General features: G+C 62.8%; 20 protein-coding genes. 4 read left to right on the top strand and 16 right to left on the bottom strand.

Annotation, left to right across the window (positions count from 1 at the left end; all coding sequences use genetic code 11):
* The first annotated feature begins 64 nt into the window (after window positions 1-64).
* Both NKK47_RS18410 and NKK47_RS18405 read left to right on the top strand, forming a co-directional pair.
* A complete protein-coding gene (locus tag NKK47_RS18410) occupies window positions 65-961 on the top strand; it encodes a UTP--glucose-1-phosphate uridylyltransferase (protein WP_023676320.1) in 897 nt (298 codons plus the stop codon).
* A 149-nt stretch (window positions 962-1,110) separates the two neighbouring features.
* Window positions 1,111-3,531 (top strand): polysaccharide biosynthesis tyrosine autokinase, encoded by a 2,421-nt coding sequence (locus NKK47_RS18405; RefSeq protein ID WP_352577811.1) that lies wholly within the window; start codon window positions 1,111-1,113, stop codon window positions 3,529-3,531.
* Window positions 3,532-3,546: 15 nt separating this feature from the next.
* On the opposite strand, the gene NKK47_RS18400 is transcribed toward NKK47_RS18405, so the two are convergent.
* Together NKK47_RS18400 and NKK47_RS18395 are read right to left on the bottom strand one after the other, a co-directional pair.
* Window positions 3,547-4,248, bottom strand: coding sequence for a metallophosphoesterase family protein (locus NKK47_RS18400; protein WP_352577810.1), 702 nt, complete (start codon window positions 4,246-4,248; stop codon window positions 3,547-3,549).
* 193 nt (window positions 4,249-4,441) lie between these two features.
* Window positions 4,442-6,349 (bottom strand): propionyl-CoA synthetase, encoded by a 1,908-nt coding sequence (locus tag NKK47_RS18395; RefSeq protein WP_352577809.1) that lies wholly within the window; start codon window positions 6,347-6,349, stop codon window positions 4,442-4,444.
* Window positions 6,350-6,519: 170 nt separating this feature from the next.
* Here NKK47_RS18395 and NKK47_RS18390 point away from each other — a divergent pair, with 170 nt between their 5' ends.
* Complete coding sequence (locus NKK47_RS18390) at window positions 6,520-7,311, top strand: DUF2259 domain-containing protein (RefSeq protein WP_352577808.1); 792 nt, start codon at window positions 6,520-6,522, stop codon at window positions 7,309-7,311.
* Between the two features lie 284 nt (window positions 7,312-7,595).
* Here NKK47_RS18390 and dhaK read toward each other — a convergent pair whose 3' ends face one another.
* From dhaK to NKK47_RS18320, 14 genes are all read right to left on the bottom strand, one after another.
* Window positions 7,596-8,582: a dihydroxyacetone kinase subunit DhaK gene (gene dhaK / locus NKK47_RS18385; protein ID WP_352577807.1), complete on the bottom strand. Its 987-nt coding sequence runs from the start codon at window positions 8,580-8,582 to the stop codon at window positions 7,596-7,598.
* A gap of 26 nt (window positions 8,583-8,608) precedes the next feature.
* Window positions 8,609-9,031, bottom strand: a complete 423-nt coding sequence (locus NKK47_RS18380; protein ID WP_023676327.1) for a hypothetical protein — start codon at window positions 9,029-9,031, stop codon at window positions 8,609-8,611.
* An 8-nt stretch (window positions 9,032-9,039) separates the two neighbouring features.
* Window positions 9,040-10,656 (bottom strand): phosphoenolpyruvate--protein phosphotransferase, encoded by a 1,617-nt coding sequence (ptsP, locus tag NKK47_RS18375; protein ID WP_352577806.1) that lies wholly within the window; start codon window positions 10,654-10,656, stop codon window positions 9,040-9,042.
* Window positions 10,640-10,942, bottom strand: a complete 303-nt coding sequence (locus tag NKK47_RS18370; RefSeq protein WP_023676329.1) for an HPr family phosphocarrier protein — start codon at window positions 10,940-10,942, stop codon at window positions 10,640-10,642. The genes ptsP and NKK47_RS18370 overlap by 17 nt, the downstream gene beginning before the upstream one ends.
* 22 nt (window positions 10,943-10,964) lie before the next feature.
* On the bottom strand, window positions 10,965-11,354 hold the full coding sequence (gene dhaM / locus NKK47_RS18365) for a dihydroxyacetone kinase phosphoryl donor subunit DhaM (protein ID WP_352577805.1): 390 nt from the start codon (window positions 11,352-11,354) through the stop codon (window positions 10,965-10,967).
* Window positions 11,351-11,953, bottom strand: a complete 603-nt coding sequence (gene dhaL, locus NKK47_RS18360) for a dihydroxyacetone kinase subunit DhaL (protein WP_352577804.1) — start codon at window positions 11,951-11,953, stop codon at window positions 11,351-11,353. Before dhaL ends, dhaM begins: the two co-directional genes overlap by 4 nt.
* Before the next feature lie 81 nt (window positions 11,954-12,034).
* The gene (locus tag NKK47_RS18355) at window positions 12,035-13,678 is read right to left on the bottom strand and encodes a dihydroxyacetone kinase subunit DhaK (protein WP_352577803.1); all 1,644 of its coding nucleotides are present in this window, start codon (window positions 13,676-13,678) and stop codon (window positions 12,035-12,037) included.
* A 67-nt stretch (window positions 13,679-13,745) separates the two neighbouring features.
* Window positions 13,746-14,759: an ABC transporter ATP-binding protein gene (locus NKK47_RS18350; RefSeq protein WP_352577802.1), complete on the bottom strand. Its 1,014-nt coding sequence runs from the start codon at window positions 14,757-14,759 to the stop codon at window positions 13,746-13,748.
* On the bottom strand, window positions 14,752-15,864 hold the full coding sequence (locus NKK47_RS18345; RefSeq protein ID WP_352577801.1) for an ABC transporter ATP-binding protein: 1,113 nt from the start codon (window positions 15,862-15,864) through the stop codon (window positions 14,752-14,754). Before NKK47_RS18345 ends, NKK47_RS18350 begins: the two co-directional genes overlap by 8 nt.
* A gap of 3 nt (window positions 15,865-15,867) precedes the next feature.
* Window positions 15,868-16,068, bottom strand: coding sequence for a hypothetical protein (locus NKK47_RS18340; protein WP_023676334.1), 201 nt, complete (start codon window positions 16,066-16,068; stop codon window positions 15,868-15,870).
* The gene (locus tag NKK47_RS18335; protein WP_023676335.1) at window positions 16,065-17,015 is read right to left on the bottom strand and encodes a carbohydrate ABC transporter permease; all 951 of its coding nucleotides are present in this window, start codon (window positions 17,013-17,015) and stop codon (window positions 16,065-16,067) included. The genes NKK47_RS18340 and NKK47_RS18335 overlap by 4 nt, the downstream gene beginning before the upstream one ends.
* Window positions 17,012-17,959, bottom strand: a complete 948-nt coding sequence (locus tag NKK47_RS18330; protein WP_031211681.1) for a carbohydrate ABC transporter permease — start codon at window positions 17,957-17,959, stop codon at window positions 17,012-17,014. The genes NKK47_RS18335 and NKK47_RS18330 overlap by 4 nt, the downstream gene beginning before the upstream one ends.
* A 110-nt stretch (window positions 17,960-18,069) precedes the next feature.
* Window positions 18,070-19,401, bottom strand: a complete 1,332-nt coding sequence (locus tag NKK47_RS18325; protein ID WP_352454682.1) for an ABC transporter substrate-binding protein — start codon at window positions 19,399-19,401, stop codon at window positions 18,070-18,072.
* Window positions 19,402-19,613: 212 nt separating this feature from the next.
* Entirely contained in the window at window positions 19,614-20,303 is a 690-nt protein-coding gene (locus NKK47_RS18320) for a PIG-L deacetylase family protein (protein ID WP_352577800.1), read from the bottom strand.
* Window positions 20,304-20,330: 27 nt separating this feature from the next.
* Here NKK47_RS18320 and NKK47_RS18315 point away from each other — a divergent pair, with 27 nt between their 5' ends.
* Window positions 20,331-21,221 (top strand): DMT family transporter, encoded by an 891-nt coding sequence (locus tag NKK47_RS18315; protein ID WP_352577799.1) that lies wholly within the window; start codon window positions 20,331-20,333, stop codon window positions 21,219-21,221.
* Window positions 21,222-21,233: the final 12 nt, after the last annotated feature.

The following is a 21,233-nucleotide window of genomic DNA, read 5'->3' as shown; positions in this document are numbered from 1 at the left end:
TGAATGAAGACAGTTTCGCCGCCTGCGACAGGGTTGAAATCGATCTCCTCAGAAGGAACATGCAATGAAAAAAGTCAGGAAGGCAGTCATACCGGTGGCGGGGCTCGGAACGCGGTTCCTGCCGGCGACCAAGTCCATGCCGAAGGAAATGCTGCCGGTGGTCGACAGGCCTGTCGTGCAATATGCGGTTGACGAGGCGTTCGAGGCCGGCATCGAGCACATCGTCTTCGTCACCGGCCGCAACAAGGCGGTGATCGAGGACTATTTCGACCTGCATCCTGAACTGATCGGAACCCTGGAGCAGAGCGGCAAGAAGGCGCAACTCGAATCGCTTGAAAGCCTGCTTCCCGTCGCCGGCGCGACGAGCTTCATCCGCCAGCAGTCGCCGCAAGGCCTCGGCCATGCCGTCTGGTGCGCGCGCGAAGTCATCGGTGACGAGCCCTTCGCATTGCTTTTGCCGGACATGGTGTCCTTCGGCGGGCGCGGGTGTCTCGCCGAGGTCGCCGATCTTTATGCGCAGACTGGCGCAAACGTTATCGCCGTCGAGCGTTGCGATCCGACCGAGACCAGCAAATACGGCATTGTCGGGCGCGGCGCTGATGTCGGCACGGGCTTCGAGGTGACGGCCATGGTCGAAAAGCCGGCTCCTGCCAACGCGCCGTCGAACTTCTACATCAACGGCCGCTACATCCTGCAGCCCGAGATATTCTCGTTGCTTGCCAGCCAGCAGCGCGGCGCCGGAAACGAGATCCAGCTGACCGACGCAATGGTGCGTCTCGCACAGACCCAGGCCTTCTTCGCCCAGCCTTTCGACGGCCGCATGTTCGACTGCGGTTCGAAGGAGGGCTTCATCCAGGCCAATGTCGCTTTCGCGCTGGCGCGGGAGGACATGAAGGGCCCGATCTTCGAGATGCTGCAGGAATTCGTCCGGTCGCATCAGCGTCGGGAAGAAGCCGCATAATGTCCATTTTTTCGAGGCATTGTGGGTGCGGCTGATGACGCAGGACAGGCCGTTGCGCCGCGCGCGACGCGCACTGTCCGGCGCAAGGTTTGCACCCTATGTCCCGACCTTCGAGGCGGTAGCGCCTGCAAACTAGAATTGGACCGAAGATGAACTATGCCAATTTTCCTGTCGACAAGAGGACGCCATTGCCGGCTTCAAATGCGGCAAACGCCGAAGACTTCATCGACATCGAGCGCCTGCTTGGCATGGCCGCGCGGCAGGCGAAAGTGGTTGCCGCCTGCGCCGTCATCGGTCTCTTTCTCGGCGTGCTCTACTTGCAGACAACGCCTCCTACCTATGTGGCGACGAGCAGCGTGCTGATCGACGAAGGATTGAACAAGGTCGTCGACGACATTTCGGCGGCGTCGGTCAGCATGCAGACCGACTCCGCCGTTCTGAGCCAGATCGAAATACTACAGTCGGCCAGGCTGGCTGGGGTGGTCGTCGACAAGCTGAAGCTCGATCAGAACGACGCTTTCATGAACCCTCCGACATCGGCCCTGTCGAAGGTTGCTGGCTTTGTTCGCGGTATCGTCCAGTCTGTCCGCCCCAAGCGCGCCGCGAGCACAACCGATGTCGCTCAGCTTGATGCTGCGACGCGTGACGCGATCACCGCATCGTCGTCGCCCCGCGACTACGCAATCTTCAAACTGCAGACCCAACTCGATGCCGAGCGGATCGGCCGAAGCTTTGTCATCAGCATCTCCTTCCAGGCGACGGATCCAGCACTTGCGACCGCCATCACCAAGGCCTATGCCGACGCCTATCTCGCCGATCAGCTCGATGCCAGCTTCGACGCGACCGAGCGGGCGGCGGTCTGGCTGCAAGGCCGGCTGACCGAGCTTCGTGAGAGCTCCCAGGCGGCTGCACTAGCGGTCGAAAAGTTCAGGGCCGAACACGGATTGGCCGTCAATGACGGCCAGCTGATCAGCGACAAGCAATTGTCCGATCTCAACACCCAGCTGATCGTCGCGCAGGCCGATACCGCACGTGCCGGCGCCCGCTATCAGCAGTACAAGTCGATCGTCGAAAGCGGCTCGGACAATGCATTCAAGGACGCCGCGATATCGAACGACCAGCCGAGCAGCTCGGTCATCACGACGCTGAAGAACCGCTATCTCACCGTCGCCAAGCGGCAGCAGGACGTCGAAGCCAATTTCGGCCCGCAACATCCGCAGGCCGTCGCGCTCGCCAAGGAGAAGGCCGACATATCGGCGCAGATTTTCGGCGAGCTGAAGCAACTGACCGAAAGCTACCGCAACGAATACGAGGTCGCTCTGGCGCGCGAAACCGCGCTCCGCGCAAATGTCGCCTTGGCGGCTGGCAAGAGCTCCATCGACAACCAGTCGCAGGTCAAGCTGCGTGAGCTGGACCAAAAGGCGACGGCGCTGTCGACGCTCTACCAGACGTTCCTGAACCGCTATGAGGAGGCCGCCCAGCAGCAATCCTTCCCGGTCGGCAAGATCCGGGTCATCTCGGACGCGACGATGCCGCAGTCGGCCGCAACCCCGCGCACAGCCATCGTGCTGGGGCTTTCGCTGGCGCTTGGCATGATGCTGGGGGCAGGGGTTGGTGGCCTGAATGAATTCAGGGAACGCTTCTTCAGGACCGGCGAGGATGTCCGCGACCGTGTGGGCCTCAAATTCCTCGGCTACCTGCCGGTCATCGGCAAGGCTGGCAAGGATGACCAGCGCAATGGCGGTCAGCCTGACGTCAAAGTCGTTGAATCCAAGACCGCCAAGTCCTCCAAATCCCAGCCCTCCAAAACATTGTCGGCAGCCGAAAAACGTGCGCGGATGCGGGTAACCGTCGATGCCCCGGCATCGATGTTCTCCGAGACGCTGCGCAACGCAAAGATCGCCTTCGACGTCGTCATGGAGGGCCAGGGCAGCCGGGTCATCGGCGTGGTCTCGGTGCTTCCCGGCGAAGGCAAGTCGACGGTGGCGGCCAATCTTGCCGGGTTGCTTGCCGTCAACGGATCGAAAACGCTGCTGATCGACGGCGACCTGCGCAATCCCGGCCTCAGCCGCAGCCTCGGTATGGAGGCCGAGCAGGGCCTGATGGAAGCTGTGGTGAGCGGGCAGACATGGCAGTCGGTCGGCAAGATCGACCGGCAGACCAAGCTGGCTATCATCCCGGCCGTCCTGCGTGGCCAGTTTTCGCATACCAGCGAGCTTCTGTCTTCAGCCGGCATGCGGCGTTTCATCGATAACGCCAAGGAAACCTTCGAATACATCATCGTCGATCTGCCGCCGCTCGGGCCTGTCGTCGACGCCAAGGCCTTCGCTCCGCTTGTCGACGGCTTCGTGCTGGTCACCGAGTGGGGACGCACGCCGCGTGCGATGGTGCAATCCATGCTCAGCTCGGAGCCCTACATCGCCAAGAAGATCATTGGCGCGGTGCTGAACAAGGTCGAACTGAAGAAGCTGGCCAAATATGGCGCGATCGGCGGCTCGGAAAAATTCTTCGACAAATATTCGAGCTACTATCTGGAAAAATCGGAAGCGCGCACCAAGGCAGCCGCCTGAGCGACGACGTCGCGCTCAGGAAAATATCAACCTGGCGCGGTTGTCGACGATCCTGAGGGCGGTCAGCTGGCCGGTTTGGAAGGCGCCGGTGTCTATGCCAAGCCGGCGTCCCTCGAGCTTCGGAGTGTCGACCGGCGTATGTCCGTGCACGACATAGCGGTCGAGAAGATGCGCTGCTTCGAAGAAGTCCGAGCGGATGTTGAGCAGGTCGTCCTCGTCTTGTGCGGCTAGGTCGATGCCCGGCCTGATGCCGGCATGAACGAATACGAATTTCGCCGAACAGACCATGACCGGCAGCGCGCGCATGAAACTGACGTGGTCGGCGGGGATGATCTCCCGAATGCGCCTGTCGACCTCCTCGCTTGAACCGTAGAGATCGGCCATGCGCTCCGGGTCGACGCCGTAGGAGAACAGCGTTTGCAGGCCGCCTATTGCCAGCCACGACTCTCTCGAAATGATCCCGTCGAGATAGTTCAGCATCACGACTTCGTGGTTGCCGGCAAGGCAGATGCGCTGGAAGCCTTGGAGCGGCGGCGCCAGCAGATGATCGAGCACACGCGCCGACTGGGGTCCACGATCGACGTAGTCGCCAAGCATGATGATGAGCTTGCGCCCTTCGAAGGGCGCCGAATCGAGCAGGATCTTCTGCTCCAGGGCGCGGAGTTCCTTGTAGCAGCCATGCACGTCGCCGATCGCATAGACGACTGCGCCCCGCATATCGATCTCCAGCCGCTGGCGTGCCGCGGCCTGGGGCTTTCTCGATCGCTGGAACAGGGTCACGTATGGCATCTCGCATGGCTGTGGGTGCGTCTCGATTCCGAAACAACATGACGACACCGCGCGTGGATACCACGTCCGGCGCCGGTCGTTCCATACCGGAGCTTCGGACGCAACTCGGCTTCGGCGCTCCTTACAGGCCGATGCCGCGCCGGTTCAGCGCGGCGGTGATCTCGTCGAGGATGGCCGGGTCGTCGATCGTTGCCGGCATGGCCCATTCCTCCTTGTCGGCGATCTTCTGCATGGTGCCGCGCAGGATCTTGCCGGAGCGCGTCTTCGGCAGGCGCTTGATCGTCACCACCGTCTTGAAGGCAGCGACCGGGCCGATCCGTTCGCGCACCAGGGTGACAACCTCGTTTTCGATGATGCCGGCGTCGCGGTCGACGCCGGCATTCAGCACGACGAAGCCGAGTGGAACCTGGCCTTTCATAGCATCGGCAATACCGACGACGGCGCATTCGGCGACGTCGGGATGCGCGGCCAGAACCTCCTCCATGGCGCCGGTCGATAGCCGGTGGCCGGCGACATTGATGATGTCGTCGGTGCGAGCCATGACATAGAGATAGCCGTCCTCGTCCATCATGCCGGCATCCGCGGTTTTGTAGAAGCCGGGGAACTCGTCGAGATAGGCTTGGCGAAACCGCTCGTCGGCATTCCACAGCGTCGGCAGGCAGCCGGGGGGCAACGGCAATCTCACCACGACATTACCAAGCGTACCACGCTTGACCTCATGCCCGGCATCGTCGAGCACGCGGATGTCATAACCGGGCATCGGCACGCCGGGCGAGCCGTATTTGACCGGCAGCAGGCCCAGTCCGGCGGGGTTGATGGTCATCGGCGAGCCGGTCTCGGTTTGCCACCAATGGTCGATCACCGGCACGTTCAATTTCTGCTCCGCCCATTTGATGGTTTCCGGATCGGCGCGCTCGCCGGCGAGGAACAGCGTCCGGAATTTGGACAGGTCGTATTTCGGGACGAACTCGCCCTTCGGGTCCTGTCCTTTGATGGCGCGAAAGGCGGTTGGCGCGGTGAACAGCGCGACGACGCCATGCTCGGCGATCACGCGCCAATAGCTGCCGGCATCGGGCGTGCCGACCGGCTTGCCCTCGAACAGGATCGTTGTGCAGCCATGCAGCAGCGGGCCGTAGACGATATAGGAATGGCCGACCACCCAGCCGACATCGGAAGCCGCCCAGAACACTTCGCCCGGCTTGACGCCGAACTCGTTTTCCATCGACCATTTCAGCGCGACCATATGGCCGCCATTGTCGCGCACGATTCCCTTCGGCTGGCCGGTCGTGCCCGACGTGTAGATGATGTAGAGCGGATCGGTGGCAAGCACCGGAACACAGTCGACATTGGCACCCGCGGCCCGCTCCCGCGCCACGGCGTCGGCATAGTCGATATCGTGGTTTTCCCTGAGTTCGCAGCGCAGTTGGTCGCGCTGCAGGATAAGGCAGCTTTCCGGCTTGTGCCGCGACATCTCGATCGCCTTGTCGAGCAGCGGCTTATAGGCAACGACGCGCCCTGGCTCCAGGCCGCAGGAAGCGGAGATGATCAGCTTCGGCTTGGCGTCGTCGATGCGGGTGGCGAGCTCATGCGAGGCAAAGCCGCCGAAGACCACCGAATGCACGGCGCCGATCCGCGCACAGGCAAGCATGGCGAAGGCTGCTTCCGGTACCATCGGCATGTAGATGATGACGCGATCGCCTTTTTGGATGCCACGATTCTTGAGCACCGAGGTCAGCGCGACCACCTCGCGCTTCAACTCGGCATACGTGAATTTCCTGATTGTGCCCGAAATCGCGCTGTCATGGATCAACGCGATCTGGTCGGCACGGCCGCCCGCCACATGACGATCGACGGCATTGAAGCAGGTGTTGCACGAGGCGCCAATGAACCACCTGCCATAGACGCCGGCATTGGCGTCGAACACCGTCTCGAAGGGCGAGAACCAGTCGATTGCGCCGGCGGCATCGGCCCAGAATTTTTCCGGGTCGCGTTTCCAGCCGTCGTAGACCTCATGGTAGCGTGACGCCATCCAGCTTCCTCCCCAGGAATGTTTGCTGTCCTTGAAATAGCGTATGCTGGTTTGTGTAACCATGTATTTGTGCGTTTCGTTTGCTGTCGTTCTAACTTGGCCGCAAGTGCGGGTCATGGTGGTCTGGGGGCCGGTATCGTTCGAATTTTCGGCATTAGGGGCAGGGCGCGATGAAATTGCGATATGAGCTTGGGTTTGCCGCGGTTGCGACGCTGGCGGTGGTGCTCGCTTCAGCTGCTCAGGCAGGCGACGCGGCGGCCCGGCGCGTCATCGGCTTTTCGCCCGACGGCAACTATTTCGCCTTCGAGCAGTACGGCACGCTCGATGCCGGTGCTTCGGATTCGGGCTGGTCGGAGATCGACATCATCGACACGCGGACCGATGAGTTCGTCGGCGGCAAGCCGATCGTCATCGCCGACGAGACGGAGGATTCGACATTGACGCTTGCGCAGGCGAGGGCACAGGCCGCCGAACTGGCGGCGCCCTTGCTGGCCAAATATGCCATCGCGCCGCGCGGCGAGCGGACTGCCTTGGACAGGTTCACCTTTCCCGACGACATGGTCGCCTACAATGACATTGCGCGCCTCGAGCAGGTTTCGCAAAAATGGCTTTCGCCGGCCTATGACGAGCTTGGCACCATCCAGCTCGAGCAGATCCGTGCCGACAGCACGGCGGATTGTTCAGCGAGTTTCGACGCGACGCAGCAAGGCGAAACGACCGGCAAGGCGCTCGGCTTTCGCCTGACGCTGCAGGGTCGGGACGGCAAGCCGATCAAGCTGCTGCATGAGGACAAGGCGGTGCCCGGTTCGAGGAATTGCCCGACTTCCTACAGCCTGTCGGAATCTTACGCATTCACCCCGGATGGAAAACCGGGCGTGCTTGCGGTGCTCGTGCAGCGCTTCAGCCAGGGATTTGAAGGGCGCGACCGCCGTTTCATCGCCGTGACTGGCCAGGCGCACTGAGGCAACGCGCTGAGACGTTGTCCGCTACCCGAGTTTGTTGTCCCTAAAGCGGGAGGGCAGCGAGCATAAGTCCGACCCCGCCGACGATCAGCAAGGCGGCTGCCAGCACCTTTCCATGGCGCTCGAAACCCGTCGGCGCCCGATCCCAATTGTAACGCATGCTCGAACTCCCCAAACCCGCAGATTCTTTATCTTACGCAGGGTGAGGAGGGCAACTGTCTGGCGATGCGCGGCGTTGCCGATACCGGTCTTGTCACCGACTATTTCTAGGGCATTCTCCGCCGCTACATGCCCCAGCGCAGCGCGGCCGTATGTACCGGTGCATCCCACCAAACAGCCGCCTCGTCGTCGAGCATGCTCAGCGTGATCGAACAGCCGGCCATGTCGAGCGAGGTCACATAGGATCCGACCAGCGACCGGATTGCCGTCACGCCGTGCTTCTCGAAGATTTTGCGGGCGCTGTTGTACATCAGATAAAGCTCCATCAACGGTGTGCCGCCAAAGCCGTTGACGAAGAGTAGCGCCTGGCCTCTGGCACCGTCGCCCAGGTCACCCAGGATTGCGGTACAGATCTCCTCGGCGATAGCATCGGCGCTCTTCAATGTGTCGCGCCGCCTCCCAGGCTCGCCGTGGATGCCGACCCCGAACTCCATCTCGCCATCGCCGATATCGAAGGTCGGCTTGCCCGCCGCCGGCACGGTGCAACTGGTCAGCGCCACGCCCATCGAGCGCGTCGCGCCGTTGACGCGCTCGCCGAGCGCCTTCAACGGCTCCAGTGCCATGCCTTGTTCGGCCGCCGCGCCGACGATTTTCTCGACCACCAGCGTGCCGGCGACGCCGCGCCGGCCGGTGGTGTAGGACGAGTTTTCGACCGCAACGTCGTCATTGGTCACGATTTGCATCACGCCTTCCGACATTTCAGCGGCCATGTCGAAATTCATCACGTCGCCCTCGTAGTTCTTGACGATGAACAGGCAGCCGGCGCCCGTATTGACGACTTCGGCCGCCGCCATCATCTGGTCAGGCGTTGGCGAGGTGAATACCTGGCCGGGGCAGGCCGCATCCAGCATGCCGTGCCCGACGAACCCGCCATGTAGCGGCTCGTGACCCGAGCCGCCGCCGGAGATCAGCGCCACCTTGCCCGGTGTGAGCAGCTTGCGGCGGACAAATTTGTGTTCCTCGCCAAGCGCCAGGATATTGGCATGCGCGGCAACGAAGCCGTCGAGGCTCTCGGTCAGCACCGTATCGACCGAATTCAAAAATTTCTTCATGGCCGTCCTCCCGAAATAGCCCAGCGTCAGCTGCCCTTGCCGGCGATGCTGGTGATCTTCTGGATGAAATCGTTGACCGCCCGGTCGAGCGCCGCGTTCTGCTTGTCGTCGCCGAAATCGGGAACGATCAGCGAGACATGGCGTGTCTTGCGCAAGCCTGCGGCCAGCGACATCTTTCCCGGATGCGCCCGATGGTAGGCCTCAAGGAAATGATCGCGTTCGGCCGGGCTGAAATGGCAGACGGAGAAGATAGCCGGCAAATGCTTCGACGGGATCGGCGTCGAATAGGCCGGGCTGGAAATCTGCGTGACGAAGCTGCGATGCTTGCCCAGCGCATCAGCGAGGCGCTGGCGCATGCCGGACGGGCGCTGGTCGATCACCTGCGACAGGATCGTCTTGTAGGCGCGGATCGCCTCTTCGGGGCCGGATTGCGACGCCTTGTCTGCCATCCCGGGGCCTAGATCGAAACGTCCGCGATGGCCGCCTTGGCCATCGCGAGTTGGGCGGGAGCGACGGAGAGGTCACGCAGGCCGGTTTCGAGCAGCGCCGGGATCGAGGCGGGGTCGCCGCCGGCATCGCCACACAGGCTGACCGGGATATTATACTCGCGGCCGAAGGCGGCAACCGAGGCGATCAGCCGGAGCACGGCCGGGTGCCTGACGGAATTCAGATGTGCGACCGACGCATTGTCGCGCGCGGCGGCCATCACGTATTGGGTCAAATCATTCGAACCGATCGAGAAGAAGGCGGCCTTGGCGAATGCCTCCGGTGCGATGGCCACCGACGGCACCTCGACCATGATGCCAAGCGGCGGCATTTTGTGCGCGATGCCGCGCGCCAAAAGGTCAGCCTGCTCCTCAGCGAACAGCGCGGTGGCGTGTTCATACTCTTCCGGAACGGCGATCATCGGGAACATCACCTTCAGATTGCCGTGCATGGCGGCACGTAGCAAGGCGCGGATCTGCACACGAAAGACCTCCGGACGCATCAGCGACAGCCTGATCCCGCGCAGGCCAAGGAATGGATTACCTTCCTCGACGGTCAGGCCCGGCACAGGTTTATCGCCGCCCGCATCGACAGTACGGATCGTCACCGGCCTGTCGCCTGCCCATTCCAGCACTCTACGGTAGGCGCGATATTGCGTCTCCTCGTCCGGCAGCGTCTTGCCGAACAGGAATTCGGTCCGCATCAGCCCGACACCGTCGCACGCCGCAGCATCGATGCGGTCGACATCGGACGGATCGGCAATATTCACCTGCACGTGGACCGCTATGCCGGTCTTCGTTGCTGCCGGCCTTGTCAAATAGGCTGCCGCATTGTCGCGATGCGCCGCGAAAGACGACGACGATCGCCGGAATGCCTCGATCTCCGCTTTCGAAGGCGCCAACACGATGCCGCCATGTTCGGCATCGAGCAGTGCGATTCCGACAAGCTGAGCCGGCGAAGCACCGGGCCCGGCTACCCCACGCGCTACGAGCCCCAACCCCACCACCATTGGCACGCCGCGTGAGCGTGCCAGCATTGCGACATGACTTGCGGCACTTCCGGCCGTAAGTGCTATGCCGCCGCCGGCACTCCAGTCGGTTTCGAGGAAGCGCGTCGGTGCGATATCCTCGCCGTAGAAGATCGCACCTGCCGGCGCGGCAATGTCGCCGCCCCCGGCAAGCGCGCGTAGCACCTGGTCGCGTATGTCGCGCATGTCGGCCGCGCGCGCCCGGAAATAGTCCTGCTCGGATGTTTCATAGCCGGCTATCTCGGCGTCGAGCGCTTTTCGCCAAGCCACATCAGCAGCCATGCCCTCGGCAATTCGCGCAAAGGCCGGGCCGGTCAGCGCGTCGTCCTCCAGCATGGCGAGCTGGAATTCGAGGATCCCGGCCGCCTCGCTGTCGCTGGTTTCGATCAATGTCGCGAGCCGGCCTGCGGCAGTGGAGATGGCGGCCTCAAGCGCCGCCTTCTCGTCCGCGGCAGTCGCCTTGCGGATATAACGCACAGCAGCCTGGTCCAGATCGAACAGCGGCCCCTCGGCATAGCCGGCCGATGCCGAAATGCCCCGCAGCCTAAGCGGTTCGGGCATGGTCCTTGCCTTCGTCGAAATCGCGCCGCACCAGCTCGACCAGTGCGCCGACCGCCTCGCCGGCGCCGTCCCCTTTGGCTCTGATATGCAGGACAGTGCCTTTCGGCGCTTTCGCCGCCATCACCTTGACGATGCTCTTGGCGTCGAACCATGGCCCGTTGGCGGCGAGCGCAATCTCGACGTCGGCCGAAAACGTCTTGGCAAGCTTGGTGAACTTCACCGAAGGACGCGCATGCAGTCCCACCTCATGGGTGATCAGGACGCTGGCTTCGGCTGCTGCGGACATGCTTGTCAAAATTCCCGTTCGTTCACGACGGCGACAATTCGTGCGCCGTCGCCACCACTTCCCTGAGCGAAGCGCCGCCGGAAGCCTCGGTCGCCGCCATCACCGCGCCTTCGACGATCGGCGCATTGCAGACGATGATCTTCTGGGCGCGTGGTTCGCCGATCATCTCGACCGCCATCTCGCTATTGGTCTCGGCACCGCCGAGATCGACGAGGATCGCGACCCCCGCCTCCGACCAAGCCTCGTCGATGGCGCCCATGATCGCCTCGACATTGGTTCCCAGCCCGCCATGGCCGTTTCCGCCGCACCATGCAAGCGGCACTTCGTTGCCGACCATCTGCCGCACCATGTCGGCGGTGCCTTCGGCGACCAGCGGCGAATGCGATACGATGACGATGCCGACATTGCTCATGCGCGCCTCTCGATTGCCTCGGCTACGGCCCGCACCAGAAGCGCAGTCGAGCGTGCGCCGGCATCCATATGACCGATCGAACGCTCGCCAAGGAATGAGGCGCGCCCACGCAGCGCCTTCATCGGCACGGTCGCGTCGGCCGCGTTGTCGGCGATCTCGACGATGTCCGCTGCCGTCTTTCCCTGCAGCAGGGCCTCATGCACCGGCTGCAGCACGTCGAGCATGGTTTTTTGCCCGGCCTGCGACTTGCCTCTGGCGGCAACCGCTTCGATCGCCTTGCCGAAGGCCGCCGCCAGGTCGGCGCGACCCGGCGCGGCGGAAATCTCCTTGCCGAGCGCCATGAACAGCGTGCCGAACAAGGGACCGGAGGCTCCGCCGACGGTCATCACCAGTTTGGTGCCGATCGCCTTCAGCGCCTCGGGCAACGGCTTTGCCGCAAACGCGCCGGCCTCGGCCCGCACTGCCTCGAAGCCGCGTTTCATGTTGAGCCCATGGTCGCCGTCGCCGATGGCCTGGTCGAGACTGGTCAGCTCTTCGGCATGTGCGGCGATCGCGTTTGCCGCCGCCTCGATCAGCCTGGAAATATCCGCTGCCGCCATATCACCCATGCTCCTGGCCCCTGCGCTGCCGGCAGTACGAGAAAATTGCATATCCGGCAATTGAAGCATTCTTTTCCCCAGTCAAGCGGGTTCGAGCAACGCAGCGAGGGCAGTGAAGACCTCGGCGACGGCAAAGGCGCCGGGGTCGACCACGCCGTCGAGCTGGCTGCCAATATAGGCGGACCGCCCGGCCTTGGCCTTGCGCATGGCAGCGGTGGCCTCGGCTCCGCGTTGCGCCGCGACCGCCGCATCTTCCAGACTCCCCCTATCCAGCGCCCTCAAGGCGGGTTCCAGGGCATCGATCATCGTGCGATCGCCGACCCTCGCTCCACCATAGAAGGACATCCGATCGAGGCCGGCGAGAAGCGCCTTGGGAAGCGTTTCGCCAGACTCCAGCGCCTGCGCGGCGGCGGTGAAGAAGATCGACAACAGCACGCCGCTAGAGCCGCCCATGCTGGCGCTCAGGATGTCGCCGACGGCGGCGAGCGTTGCGGCAGGGTCAGCGAGCGGCAGTGTCGCAATGCGGCCAAGCACGCTGCGCGCACCGGCCGCCACAGTCGATCCGGTGTCACCGTCTCCCGCCTTGGCATCCAGTCCGTTCAACGCGCCTTCAAGCGAGATCAGCCGTTCGCAGACCGCGACAACCAACCGGTCGGTGCGTGCGTCCTTGCTGGCTTTCGACGCGTTGTTCGGGCCGGCGGCTTTGGCCATCGGCACGACACTGGCTTGGCGAACGGCTCTTGCCGGCAGCCAGACGTGAGGGCCTACCGGCGCCCGCAACGCCGCTTCGCGCGACGCATTGAGCCGGATCAGCGACAGGGAAAAGCCGTTCATGTTGAGCGCGGTCATAAGCTGCCCGGGCCCGATTGTCAGCGTCACCTTTTGTGCCAGCGGTGAAGCCAATACCGCATTGGCGACAAGCAACATTTCCAGCGGTGGCACCGAACCGAGATTATTGATCAGCAAGGCGTAGTCGCTGACCGGATCGAGCCGCGCGGCAAGGCGCTCCGACATGATCGCAACCAGCCTTTCGGCACTTTGCACCGCAATCCGCTCAACGCCCGGTTCGCCATGGATGCCGAGGCCGAGTTCAGCGTCGTTGGCGCCAAATCTTTCGTCATGGCTCTGGCCGGGGATCGAGCACGATGACAGCGATATGCCGAGTGAAACGATATCCGCCACCGCGGCCCGCGCCGCAGCGGCAACCGTCGCCAGATCGTTGCCGGCTTCCGACAGGTGGCCGGCGATCTTGTGCACGAACAAGGTGCCGGCAACGCCACGCGGCTGGGCAATATCAGGCAGGGCAATGTCGTCCGCGACGATCACCATCTCGACGGGGAAGCCTTCGGCGCGCGCCTTCTCGGCGGCCAAGCCGAAGTTGAGGCGATCGCCGGTATAGTTCTTGACGATCAGCAGGCACCCGGCGGGACCGGTCACCGCGCGGATGGCGGCCAATACCGCTTCCACGCTCGGCGAAGCAAAGATCTCGCCCGAAACCGCCGCCGTCAGCATGCCAATGCCGACAAAGCCGGCATGGGCAGGTTCGTGCCCGGCCCCGCCGCCGGAAATGACCGCGACCTTGGTCTTATCCCAGTCCGCGCGGAGAATGACCTTGATCTCGGGATAGCCGTCGAGGCGAGCGAGATCGCCGGCGCCGGTCGTACCGAGGAAGCCGTCCAGGGCCTCAGTTACGATCGTATCCCTGCGATTGAAAAAATGCTTCATCGAATTGGTCCAGTCCGGTGCCCGAAATTGCCGGTTGAAAGGTGCCAGGAAAACACTCGCGCAGCGCTCACATCAGCCGTCGCCCATCGGGGCCGAAATACAGCGGCGAGCGATAGCGGATCATGATCTTGTCGCCCTGCGCCAGGTCGGTGTCGGGGTCGGTTAGCGTCACCAGCTTCCTGGTCCCCACCGTCACATGCAGATGGTTCTGGTCGCCGAGATGCTCGATCCAATCGACGACGCCGTCGGCATGGCCGTTCGCCGCCTTCTCGATCGAAAGATGTTCGGTACGAGCACCGATCGTCTTTGTTCCCGCCGGCGCGCCGCTATCCGGCAGCAGTCCGACCGGCAACAAATTGATTGCCGGTTGGCCGAGCCTTGCGGCGACGTGAAGGTTTGCCGGCTCAGAATAGATCGTGCGCGGGGAACCGATCTGCACCAGCACGCCGTCGGCGAGAATGCCGATGCGGTCGGCCATGGTCATCGCTTCGATCTGGTCGTGCGTGACGTAGAGCATTGTGGCGCCAAGTTCCGCCTGGATGCGCTTCAGCTCGAGCCTGAGATCGGCGCGCAGCTTGGCGTCGAGCGACGACAGCGGCTCGTCCATCAGGTAGATCGACGGCTTGCGCACCAAAGCGCGGCCGATGGCGACGCGCTGCATCTCGCCGCCAGAGAGTTTGGTCGAGCGATTATTCAGCTTGTGGTGGATGCGCACCATCTTGGCCACGTCCTCGACGCGGCGGCGGATCTGATCCTCCGGCATTTTCCGTGCTGGCGAGCGCAGCGGAAAGGCGAGGTTGTCGTAAACCGACAGATGCGGATAGAGCGAATATTGCTGGAACACGAAAGCGGTGTCGCGCTCGGCCGGCGACAGCGTCGTCGTGTCGTGGCCGGCAATATGGATCGAGCCCGCTTCCGGACGCTCCAGCCCGGCGATCAGCCTGAGCGTCGTCGTCTTGCCGGCGCCGGTCGGCCCGAGCAGCACGACGAATTCCCCGTCGGCGATATGCAGGTCGAGATTGTCGACGGCGACATGCTCGCCAAAAGCCTTGGTCACGCTTTTGATGTGAACGTCAGCCATGATGTGCTCTCCCCTGGGAGGCCGAGTCATGGATTTCGGTGCGCACCGCACGGCCGGATCCTTTTGCGAACAGCGACAGCCGCGCGCTGCTCAGCGCCAGGCCCACATGATCGCCCGGATTGAGCCGGATTTCGGCCGGCACCCTGGCCTTGATGATGCCGTCTGCTGTCTCCACCGCCACGATCTGAGTGGTGCCGAGATATTCCGTGCCATAAATAGCACCGCGCAGCTTCGAAGCGTCGTCGAAGCGGATGTGCTCCGGTCGGATGCCAAGCGCCATCTCGGCCGGCGCGACGTCCTCGCGGATCTCCGGCACGGCCACCTTCGCGCCTTGCACAACAATTTCCCTGGCGCCCTTTGAAAGCCCGCCGCCGAAGCCGAGGAAATTCATCGGCGGCGAGCCGATGAAGTCGGCGACGAACATCGTCGCCGGCCGGTCGTAGATCTCGCGCGGCGTGCCGAACTGCTCGATGACGCCGTGGTTCATCACCGCGATCTTGTCGGCCATCGACATCGCTTCCATCTGGTCATGCGTGACATAGACGGTGGTGGCGTGGATGCCGTTGTGCAGTTCTCGCAATTCATGGACCATCAGGTCGCGGAATTCGGTGTCGAGCGTGCCGAGCGGCTCATCCATCAGGAAACATTTTGGCCGCCGTACGATGGCGCGGCCGAGCGCCACGCGCTGGCGATCGCCGCCGGCAAGCCCGGAGACCGATTTGTTGAGCAGATGGTCGATCCGCAAAAGCTTCGCCGTCTCCTCCACTCGGCTCCGGATTTCAGCGCCTGGCATGCCTTGCGCCAGCAGTGGAAAGCCGATGTTCTTCCGCACATTCATGTGCGGATAGAGCGCGAACAGCTGGAAGACGAAGGCGATGTCGCGCTCGCGGGCACGCCGCATGGTGACGTCCTCGCCGCCAAGCAGGATCTTGCCGCCGGTCGGCAGTTCGAGCCCGGCGATCATGCGCAACGTCGTCGTCTTGCCGCAGCCGGACGGCCCCAGCATGACGAAGAATTCGCCGTCCTCGACGACGAAGTTGGAATCCTGCACGGCGACGAAATCGCCGAATGCCTTCCTCAGATGTTCGACCCTGATCTCGGCCATCGTCTACTCCGGAAATTTCGAGACGATGATGAACATCGCCGTGCCCGCAAGCATGGTGATGAAGGAATAGGTGTAGAGCACTAGTGCGAAGGGCTGGAACAGCATCAGGAAGCCGATGGCGATGATCGCGGTGGCGACGTTTTCCATCAGCCCGCGCCTGGCCCAGACGGGCCAGCGCGATTTGCGTTTTGCGGTCATGCTCATTTACGCACCGCGCCAAAGGTGATGCCGCGCAGCAATTGCTTGCGAAGCAGGATGGTGAAGACCAGGATCGGCACCAGGAAGATCGTCGTGCCGGCCGCGACTGCCGGCCAGTCCTGACCGCCTTCGCCGATGATGGTCGGGATGAAGGGCGGCGCGGTCTGCGCCGTGCCCGAGGTCAGTAGCGCAGCGAAGGCATATTCGTTCCAGGCAAAGATCAGGCAGAAGATGGCGGTTGCGGCAATACCGGTGGTCGCCTGCGGCAGTACCGTGCGCCAGAACGCCTGCAGCCTGGTGTAGCCGTCGATCATCGCCGCTTCTTCATATTCGCGCGGGATCTCGTCGATGAAGCCTTTCAGCAGCCACACCGCCAAGGACACGTTGACCGCCGTATAAAGCAGGATCATGCCGAGAGCCGTGTCCGACAGGCCAAGCTCCCGGTACATCAGGTAGATCGGGATGGCGACGGCGATCGGCGGCATCATCCGCGTCGACAGGATGAAGAACAGAAGGTCGTCGGCGAGCGGCACCTTGAAGCGCGAAAAACCATAGGCCGACAGCGTGCCGAGGAACACCGCGCAAAACGTCGAGCCGAACGCGATGATCAGCGAATTGACGAAGCGCGGCATGAAGTTGGACGGGCCGGCGATCACCATGTTGCGCTTGCGCACCGTCTCGTCGCACAGGCCCGTCGCCGGTCCCAGCGAGTTGATGTATTCCGGTGTTTGCCGAGTCCGGGTCGAGAACAGGTTGCAGTAGCCTTCGAGGCTGGGCTGGAACAGGATCTTCGGCGGATAGGCGATCGAATCCGGCGGCGTCTTGAAGCTTGTGGCGAAGATCCACAGCAGCGGCACGATCGAGATCAGCGCGTAGGCGACGATGATCGTGCCGGCGACGCGCTTCGACGTGGCCGACGGCGCGACAACGGAATGGGCTGACGTCAGGCTCATCTCTGCTTCACCTTGTTGAGCGCCTTGACGTAGATGTTTGCGAGGCCAAACACTGCGACGAACAGGATGATGGCGAAGGCCGAGGAATAGCCCGTCCGCCAGCTTTCGAAGGCCTGCCGCTTCAGCGTGATCGAGGCCACTTCGGTGGTCGATCCCGGCCCGCCGCCGGTGAGCAAATTGACCATGTCGAACATCTTGAAGTTCTCGATGCCGCGAAACAGCACCGCCAGCATGATGAAGGGCAGCGCCATCGGCAGCGTGATCGACCAGAACTGCCGCCAGTTGGAGGCGCGGTCGACCTCGGCCGCTTCGTAGATGTATTCGGGGATCGAGCGCAGGCCGGCGAGGCAGATCAGCATCACGTAAGGCGTCCACATCCAGGTGTCGACGATGATGATCGACCATGGCGCCAGTGACACGTTGGAGAGCATGCTGATTTCGGTTGCCGGAATGCCGGTGACGAACGAAACGGCGTAGGCGAACAGCCCGATCTGCGGCTCGTAGAGGAAGCGCCAGAAATTACCGACCACCGCCGGCGACAGCATCATCGGCACCAGGATGATTGTCGTCCAGAAGGCGTGGCCGCGAAACTTGCGGTCGATCAGCCAAGCCAGCGTGAAGCCGATCAGCGTTTGCAGCAGGATGGTCCAGAACACGAAATGCGCCGTCGTCTGCATGGCGATCCAGATGTCCTGGTCGGCGAGGATGCGCTTGTAGTTTGCCAGCCCAAGGTTCTTCACAACCTCGTTGGGCCGATTGGCGCGAAAATTGGTGAAGGACAGATAGATTGCCCAGAACAGCGGAAAGATGTTGATAGCTAAAAGCAACAGGATCGTCGGCGAGATGAACAGCCAGGCGAGGCCCTTGTCGCTGATGCCCCGGACCTTGCGGGCCAACGGCTCGGGCGTAGCCCGGGCAACGCTGTCCGCCGTCCGATTGAGCATGGTCAGTCCTGCTTCGGTCACTTGTCTCGTCTCGACAATGGAATTTATCTGAACTGTGTCCCGTGCCAAGTGGCACGGGACGGTTCGGTCATGGGCTCGGGAGGAGCCGTTTACATCTTGCCATCGTCCTGGAAGACCTCGGTCCAGTCCTTGACGAGGCCGTCGAGCGCATCCTTGGCCGAGCCTTGCCCGGCAACGACATAGTCGTGGAAGCGCTTCTGCGATGCCTGCAACAGCGGGGCATAGCTCGGCTCGGCCCAGAAGTCCTTCACGATGGCCATCGAGTCGAGGAAGGTCTGCGCGTAGGGCTGGCTGGCCGGGAAGGCCGGGTCCTTGACGACCGCGTTGAGGCAGGAATAGCCGCCGAGCGACCACCATTTGGACTGCACGTCCTTGTTGGCGAACCATTTGATGTATTTGAGCGCGGCTTCCTGCTTGTCGGAATAGGAGACCACCGAGATGCCCTGACCGCCGAGCTGGGCGAACTGGTCCCCGTCCGGACCTTTCGGATTGACGAAATAGCCGATCTTGTCGCCGCCGACATTCTCGTCCTTCTGCAGGCCTGGCCAGGTGAAGGCGAAGTTCATGTGCATAGCCACCTGGCCGGATTTGAAGGCATCGACGCCTTCGCCCATGTAGCTGTTCGAGGCGCCGGGAGGGGTGCAGCAATCGTAGAGGGCTTTGTAGAACTCCAGGCCCTTCACCGATTTATCGGAGTTGACGAAGCCTTCCATCTCGTAGGGCTTTTTCGGGTTTTCGTACTGGAAGCCGAAGCTGTAGAGCACGTCCATGGCGCCCATGGTGATGCCTTCCGAGCCGCGCTCGGTGTAGATCGACGCGCCATAGACGGTCTTGCCGTCGATGTCGCGCTTCTGGAAGAATTCGGCGATCTGCTTCAATTGGTCGAAGGTCGTCGGCGGGCCGAGATCCCAGCCGTACTTTTCCTTGAATTCCTTCTGCAGCTCCGGCTTGGAGAACCAGTCCTTGCGGTAAGTCCAACCGACGACGTCACCCATGGCCGGCAGCGCCCAGTAATTCGGCGAGTTCTTCGGCCATTCCGAATAGCCGACGACGGTCGCCGGCACGAAATCGTCCATGCTGATCTTCTCCTTGTCGAAGAAGTCGTTCAGCTTGACGTAATGGCCGTTCTCGGCGGCACCGCCGATCCACTGGCTGTCGCCGATGATGAGGTCGCACAGCTTGCCGTGCGAATTCAGCTCGTTGAGAAAGCGATCGGCATAGTTGGTCCACGGCACGAATTCGAATTTCATGCCGATGCCGGTTTCCTTGGTGAAGTCCTTGGACAATTCCACAAGCGCGTTGGCCGGGTCCCAGGCTGCCCAGCAAAGCGTCAGATCTTCTGCCTGCGCGACATTCGAAACGGCTGTCGACGCAAAGAGTGTCGATGCCAGTCCCAACGCCAATTTCAAGGTCGATTTCATGCCTTCCTCCCATTTGCGAAACGCGTCCGGATGACGGTTTCAAGAGCCCGCTAAACCCCTCCTCGGGGGCCCAAACACAACGACGCGGCGGCGCACCGGATGTTTAGTAATTTGTTTAGTGATGCAATTTTTACTAAACAAGGCAAGCGAATTCGTTGCTGCATCGCAGCATGCTGGATAGGAAAGCAACGTGAGAAGTTGCGGCGACCTGCCTAGGTCACCGTCTTGTTGCTGACGGCCACCGGACGGATCACTGGGGCCGGCGGCAGCAGCGCGCGGATATCGGCGAAGGGGAAGACTGGCTCGAAGCGGAAGGCCTCGGCGAACGATCCGGCTGGGCCGTTGCACTGGCCGGCGCGAAAGGCGTTCTGCGTGCGCGCCGCGTCGACGAAACGCTCGGGATCCTGCGACTGGTGCGCCCGGATCGCCTCCGCCTTGAGATCGAAATGCCTGGAGGTATCGACGTAGTGCGTTGGCGAAAACCCGGTGCCGCCGAACGTGTCGGCATGTAGCACCGGCACCGAGAATGACGCTGCGATGCGCACGCCATCCGACAGCGCGCGGTGGTCGCCATGATAGTCGTTCGGCGCATGCGTTATCACCAGATCCGGCCCTATCTCGCCGATCAGTGCTTTGAGCGCCCCGATCAGCGCGGCATCCGCGACCAGCCCGCCATCGGGAAAGTCGAGGAAGCGCGGCGTCACGCCAAGCAGGCCGGCCGCCGCCGTCGCCTCCTTGCGGCGCGTGCGGGCCAGCGCTGACGGATCGCCGTAGCCGCCCCTGGTGCCATCCGTGGCTATGGCAAAAAAGAGTTCTGCGCCTTGCGCGGCATAGGCCGCCATCGTACCGAACATGAAGATCTCGATGTCGTCCGAATGCGCGCCAAGCGCCAATACCTTCACTCTCATCTCTCCCGGAAATGGAAAAACGTGCCCAACGGAATTCTGCTCGCGCTCATCGCCTATGCAAGCTATTCGTGCAGCGACGCGGTTGTCAAAAGCCTGGGCGGGCAGTTCAACGTCTTCGAGATCGGCTTCTTCTCGACATTGTTTGCCGGCTGCTTTCTGCTCTTTGCCAGGCCGGCAGGCGAGCGCTGGCTCGATTTCTGGCGCACCAACCGGCCCTGGGCGGTACAGGCCCGGGCCTGGGCCGGCATCGCCTCGGGCGTGCTCAGCGTCTATGCCTTCACCACCATCCCGCTGGCGGAAGTCTATGCGCTCATCTTTCTGGCGCCGCTGTTCGTCACTATCCTGGCCACGCTGGTCCTCAAGGAAAAGGTCGGCCCATGGCGATGGCTGGCGGTCGTCGCCGGCTTTGCCGGGGTCATGCTGGTCGTCAGGCCTGGTTTTCGCGAGTTGCAGCTTGGCCATCTGGCGGCGTTCATCATCGCCTTCCTGGCCGCCACCAATGTCATCCTGATGCGTTCGCTCGCCGCGCAGGAAAAGCGCACAACGATGCTCGGCGTGCTGATCGGCTACGGCCTGCTCTTCAACGGCGTCGGTGCGGCGGCTACCTCGTTCTCGCTGCCGGATGGCAGGCAATGGGCCTGGCTGGTGCTGGCCGGCGCCTTTACCGCCGGCGGCCAGCTGCTGCATCTGCTGGCGGTCAAATACGCGCCGGCCAACCGCATCGCGCCGACGCATTACTCGCAGATCGTCTGGGCGGTGGTTCTAGGTGCGCTGTTCTTCAGGGAATATCCGGATTTTCTGTCGCTGGTCGGCTTGGCCGTGGTCGGCGGTTCCGGCCTGCTAACGATGGTGCGCGAGGAGGTGCGGCTCGGCACGGTGCGCTGGAACCCGTTTTTGCGGACCAGGCTTTGAGTCGGCGCCGAG

The sequence above is a fragment of the Mesorhizobium sp. M0019 genome (assembly GCF_040323975.1).
Lineage (GTDB): Bacteria > Pseudomonadota > Alphaproteobacteria > Rhizobiales > Rhizobiaceae > Mesorhizobium.
This window is presented reverse-complemented; position numbering and strand designations above follow the sequence as displayed.

Bases quoted from the DNA above. Each gene is read 5' to 3' on its own strand.
- NKK47_RS18410 (WP_023676320.1), top strand. From the start codon at position 65: ATGAAAAAAGTCAGGAAGGCAGTCATACCGGTGGCGGGGCTCGGAACG.
- NKK47_RS18405 (WP_352577811.1), top strand. From the start codon at position 1,111: ATGAACTATGCCAATTTTCCTGTCGACAAGAGGACGCCATTGCCGGCT.
- NKK47_RS18400 (WP_352577810.1), bottom strand. From the start codon at position 4,248: ATGCGGGGCGCAGTCGTCTATGCGATCGGCGACGTGCATGGCTGCTAC.
- NKK47_RS18395 (WP_352577809.1), bottom strand. From the start codon at position 6,349: ATGGCGTCACGCTACCATGAGGTCTACGACGGCTGGAAACGCGACCCG.
- NKK47_RS18390 (WP_352577808.1), top strand. From the start codon at position 6,520: ATGAAATTGCGATATGAGCTTGGGTTTGCCGCGGTTGCGACGCTGGCG.
- dhaK (WP_352577807.1), bottom strand. From the start codon at position 8,582: ATGAAGAAATTTTTGAATTCGGTCGATACGGTGCTGACCGAGAGCCTC.
- NKK47_RS18380 (WP_023676327.1), bottom strand. From the start codon at position 9,031: ATGGCAGACAAGGCGTCGCAATCCGGCCCCGAAGAGGCGATCCGCGCC.
- ptsP (WP_352577806.1), bottom strand. From the start codon at position 10,656: ATGCCCGAACCGCTTAGGCTGCGGGGCATTTCGGCATCGGCCGGCTAT.
- NKK47_RS18370 (WP_023676329.1), bottom strand. From the start codon at position 10,942: ATGTCCGCAGCAGCCGAAGCCAGCGTCCTGATCACCCATGAGGTGGGA.
- dhaM (WP_352577805.1), bottom strand. From the start codon at position 11,354: ATGAGCAATGTCGGCATCGTCATCGTATCGCATTCGCCGCTGGTCGCC.
- dhaL (WP_352577804.1), bottom strand. From the start codon at position 11,953: ATGGCGGCAGCGGATATTTCCAGGCTGATCGAGGCGGCGGCAAACGCG.
- NKK47_RS18355 (WP_352577803.1), bottom strand. From the start codon at position 13,678: ATGAAGCATTTTTTCAATCGCAGGGATACGATCGTAACTGAGGCCCTG.
- NKK47_RS18350 (WP_352577802.1), bottom strand. From the start codon at position 14,759: ATGGCTGACGTTCACATCAAAAGCGTGACCAAGGCTTTTGGCGAGCAT.
- NKK47_RS18345 (WP_352577801.1), bottom strand. From the start codon at position 15,864: ATGGCCGAGATCAGGGTCGAACATCTGAGGAAGGCATTCGGCGATTTC.
- NKK47_RS18340 (WP_023676334.1), bottom strand. From the start codon at position 16,068: ATGAGCATGACCGCAAAACGCAAATCGCGCTGGCCCGTCTGGGCCAGG.
- NKK47_RS18335 (WP_023676335.1), bottom strand. From the start codon at position 17,015: ATGAGCCTGACGTCAGCCCATTCCGTTGTCGCGCCGTCGGCCACGTCG.
- NKK47_RS18330 (WP_031211681.1), bottom strand. From the start codon at position 17,959: ATGCTCAATCGGACGGCGGACAGCGTTGCCCGGGCTACGCCCGAGCCG.
- NKK47_RS18325 (WP_352454682.1), bottom strand. From the start codon at position 19,401: ATGAAATCGACCTTGAAATTGGCGTTGGGACTGGCATCGACACTCTTT.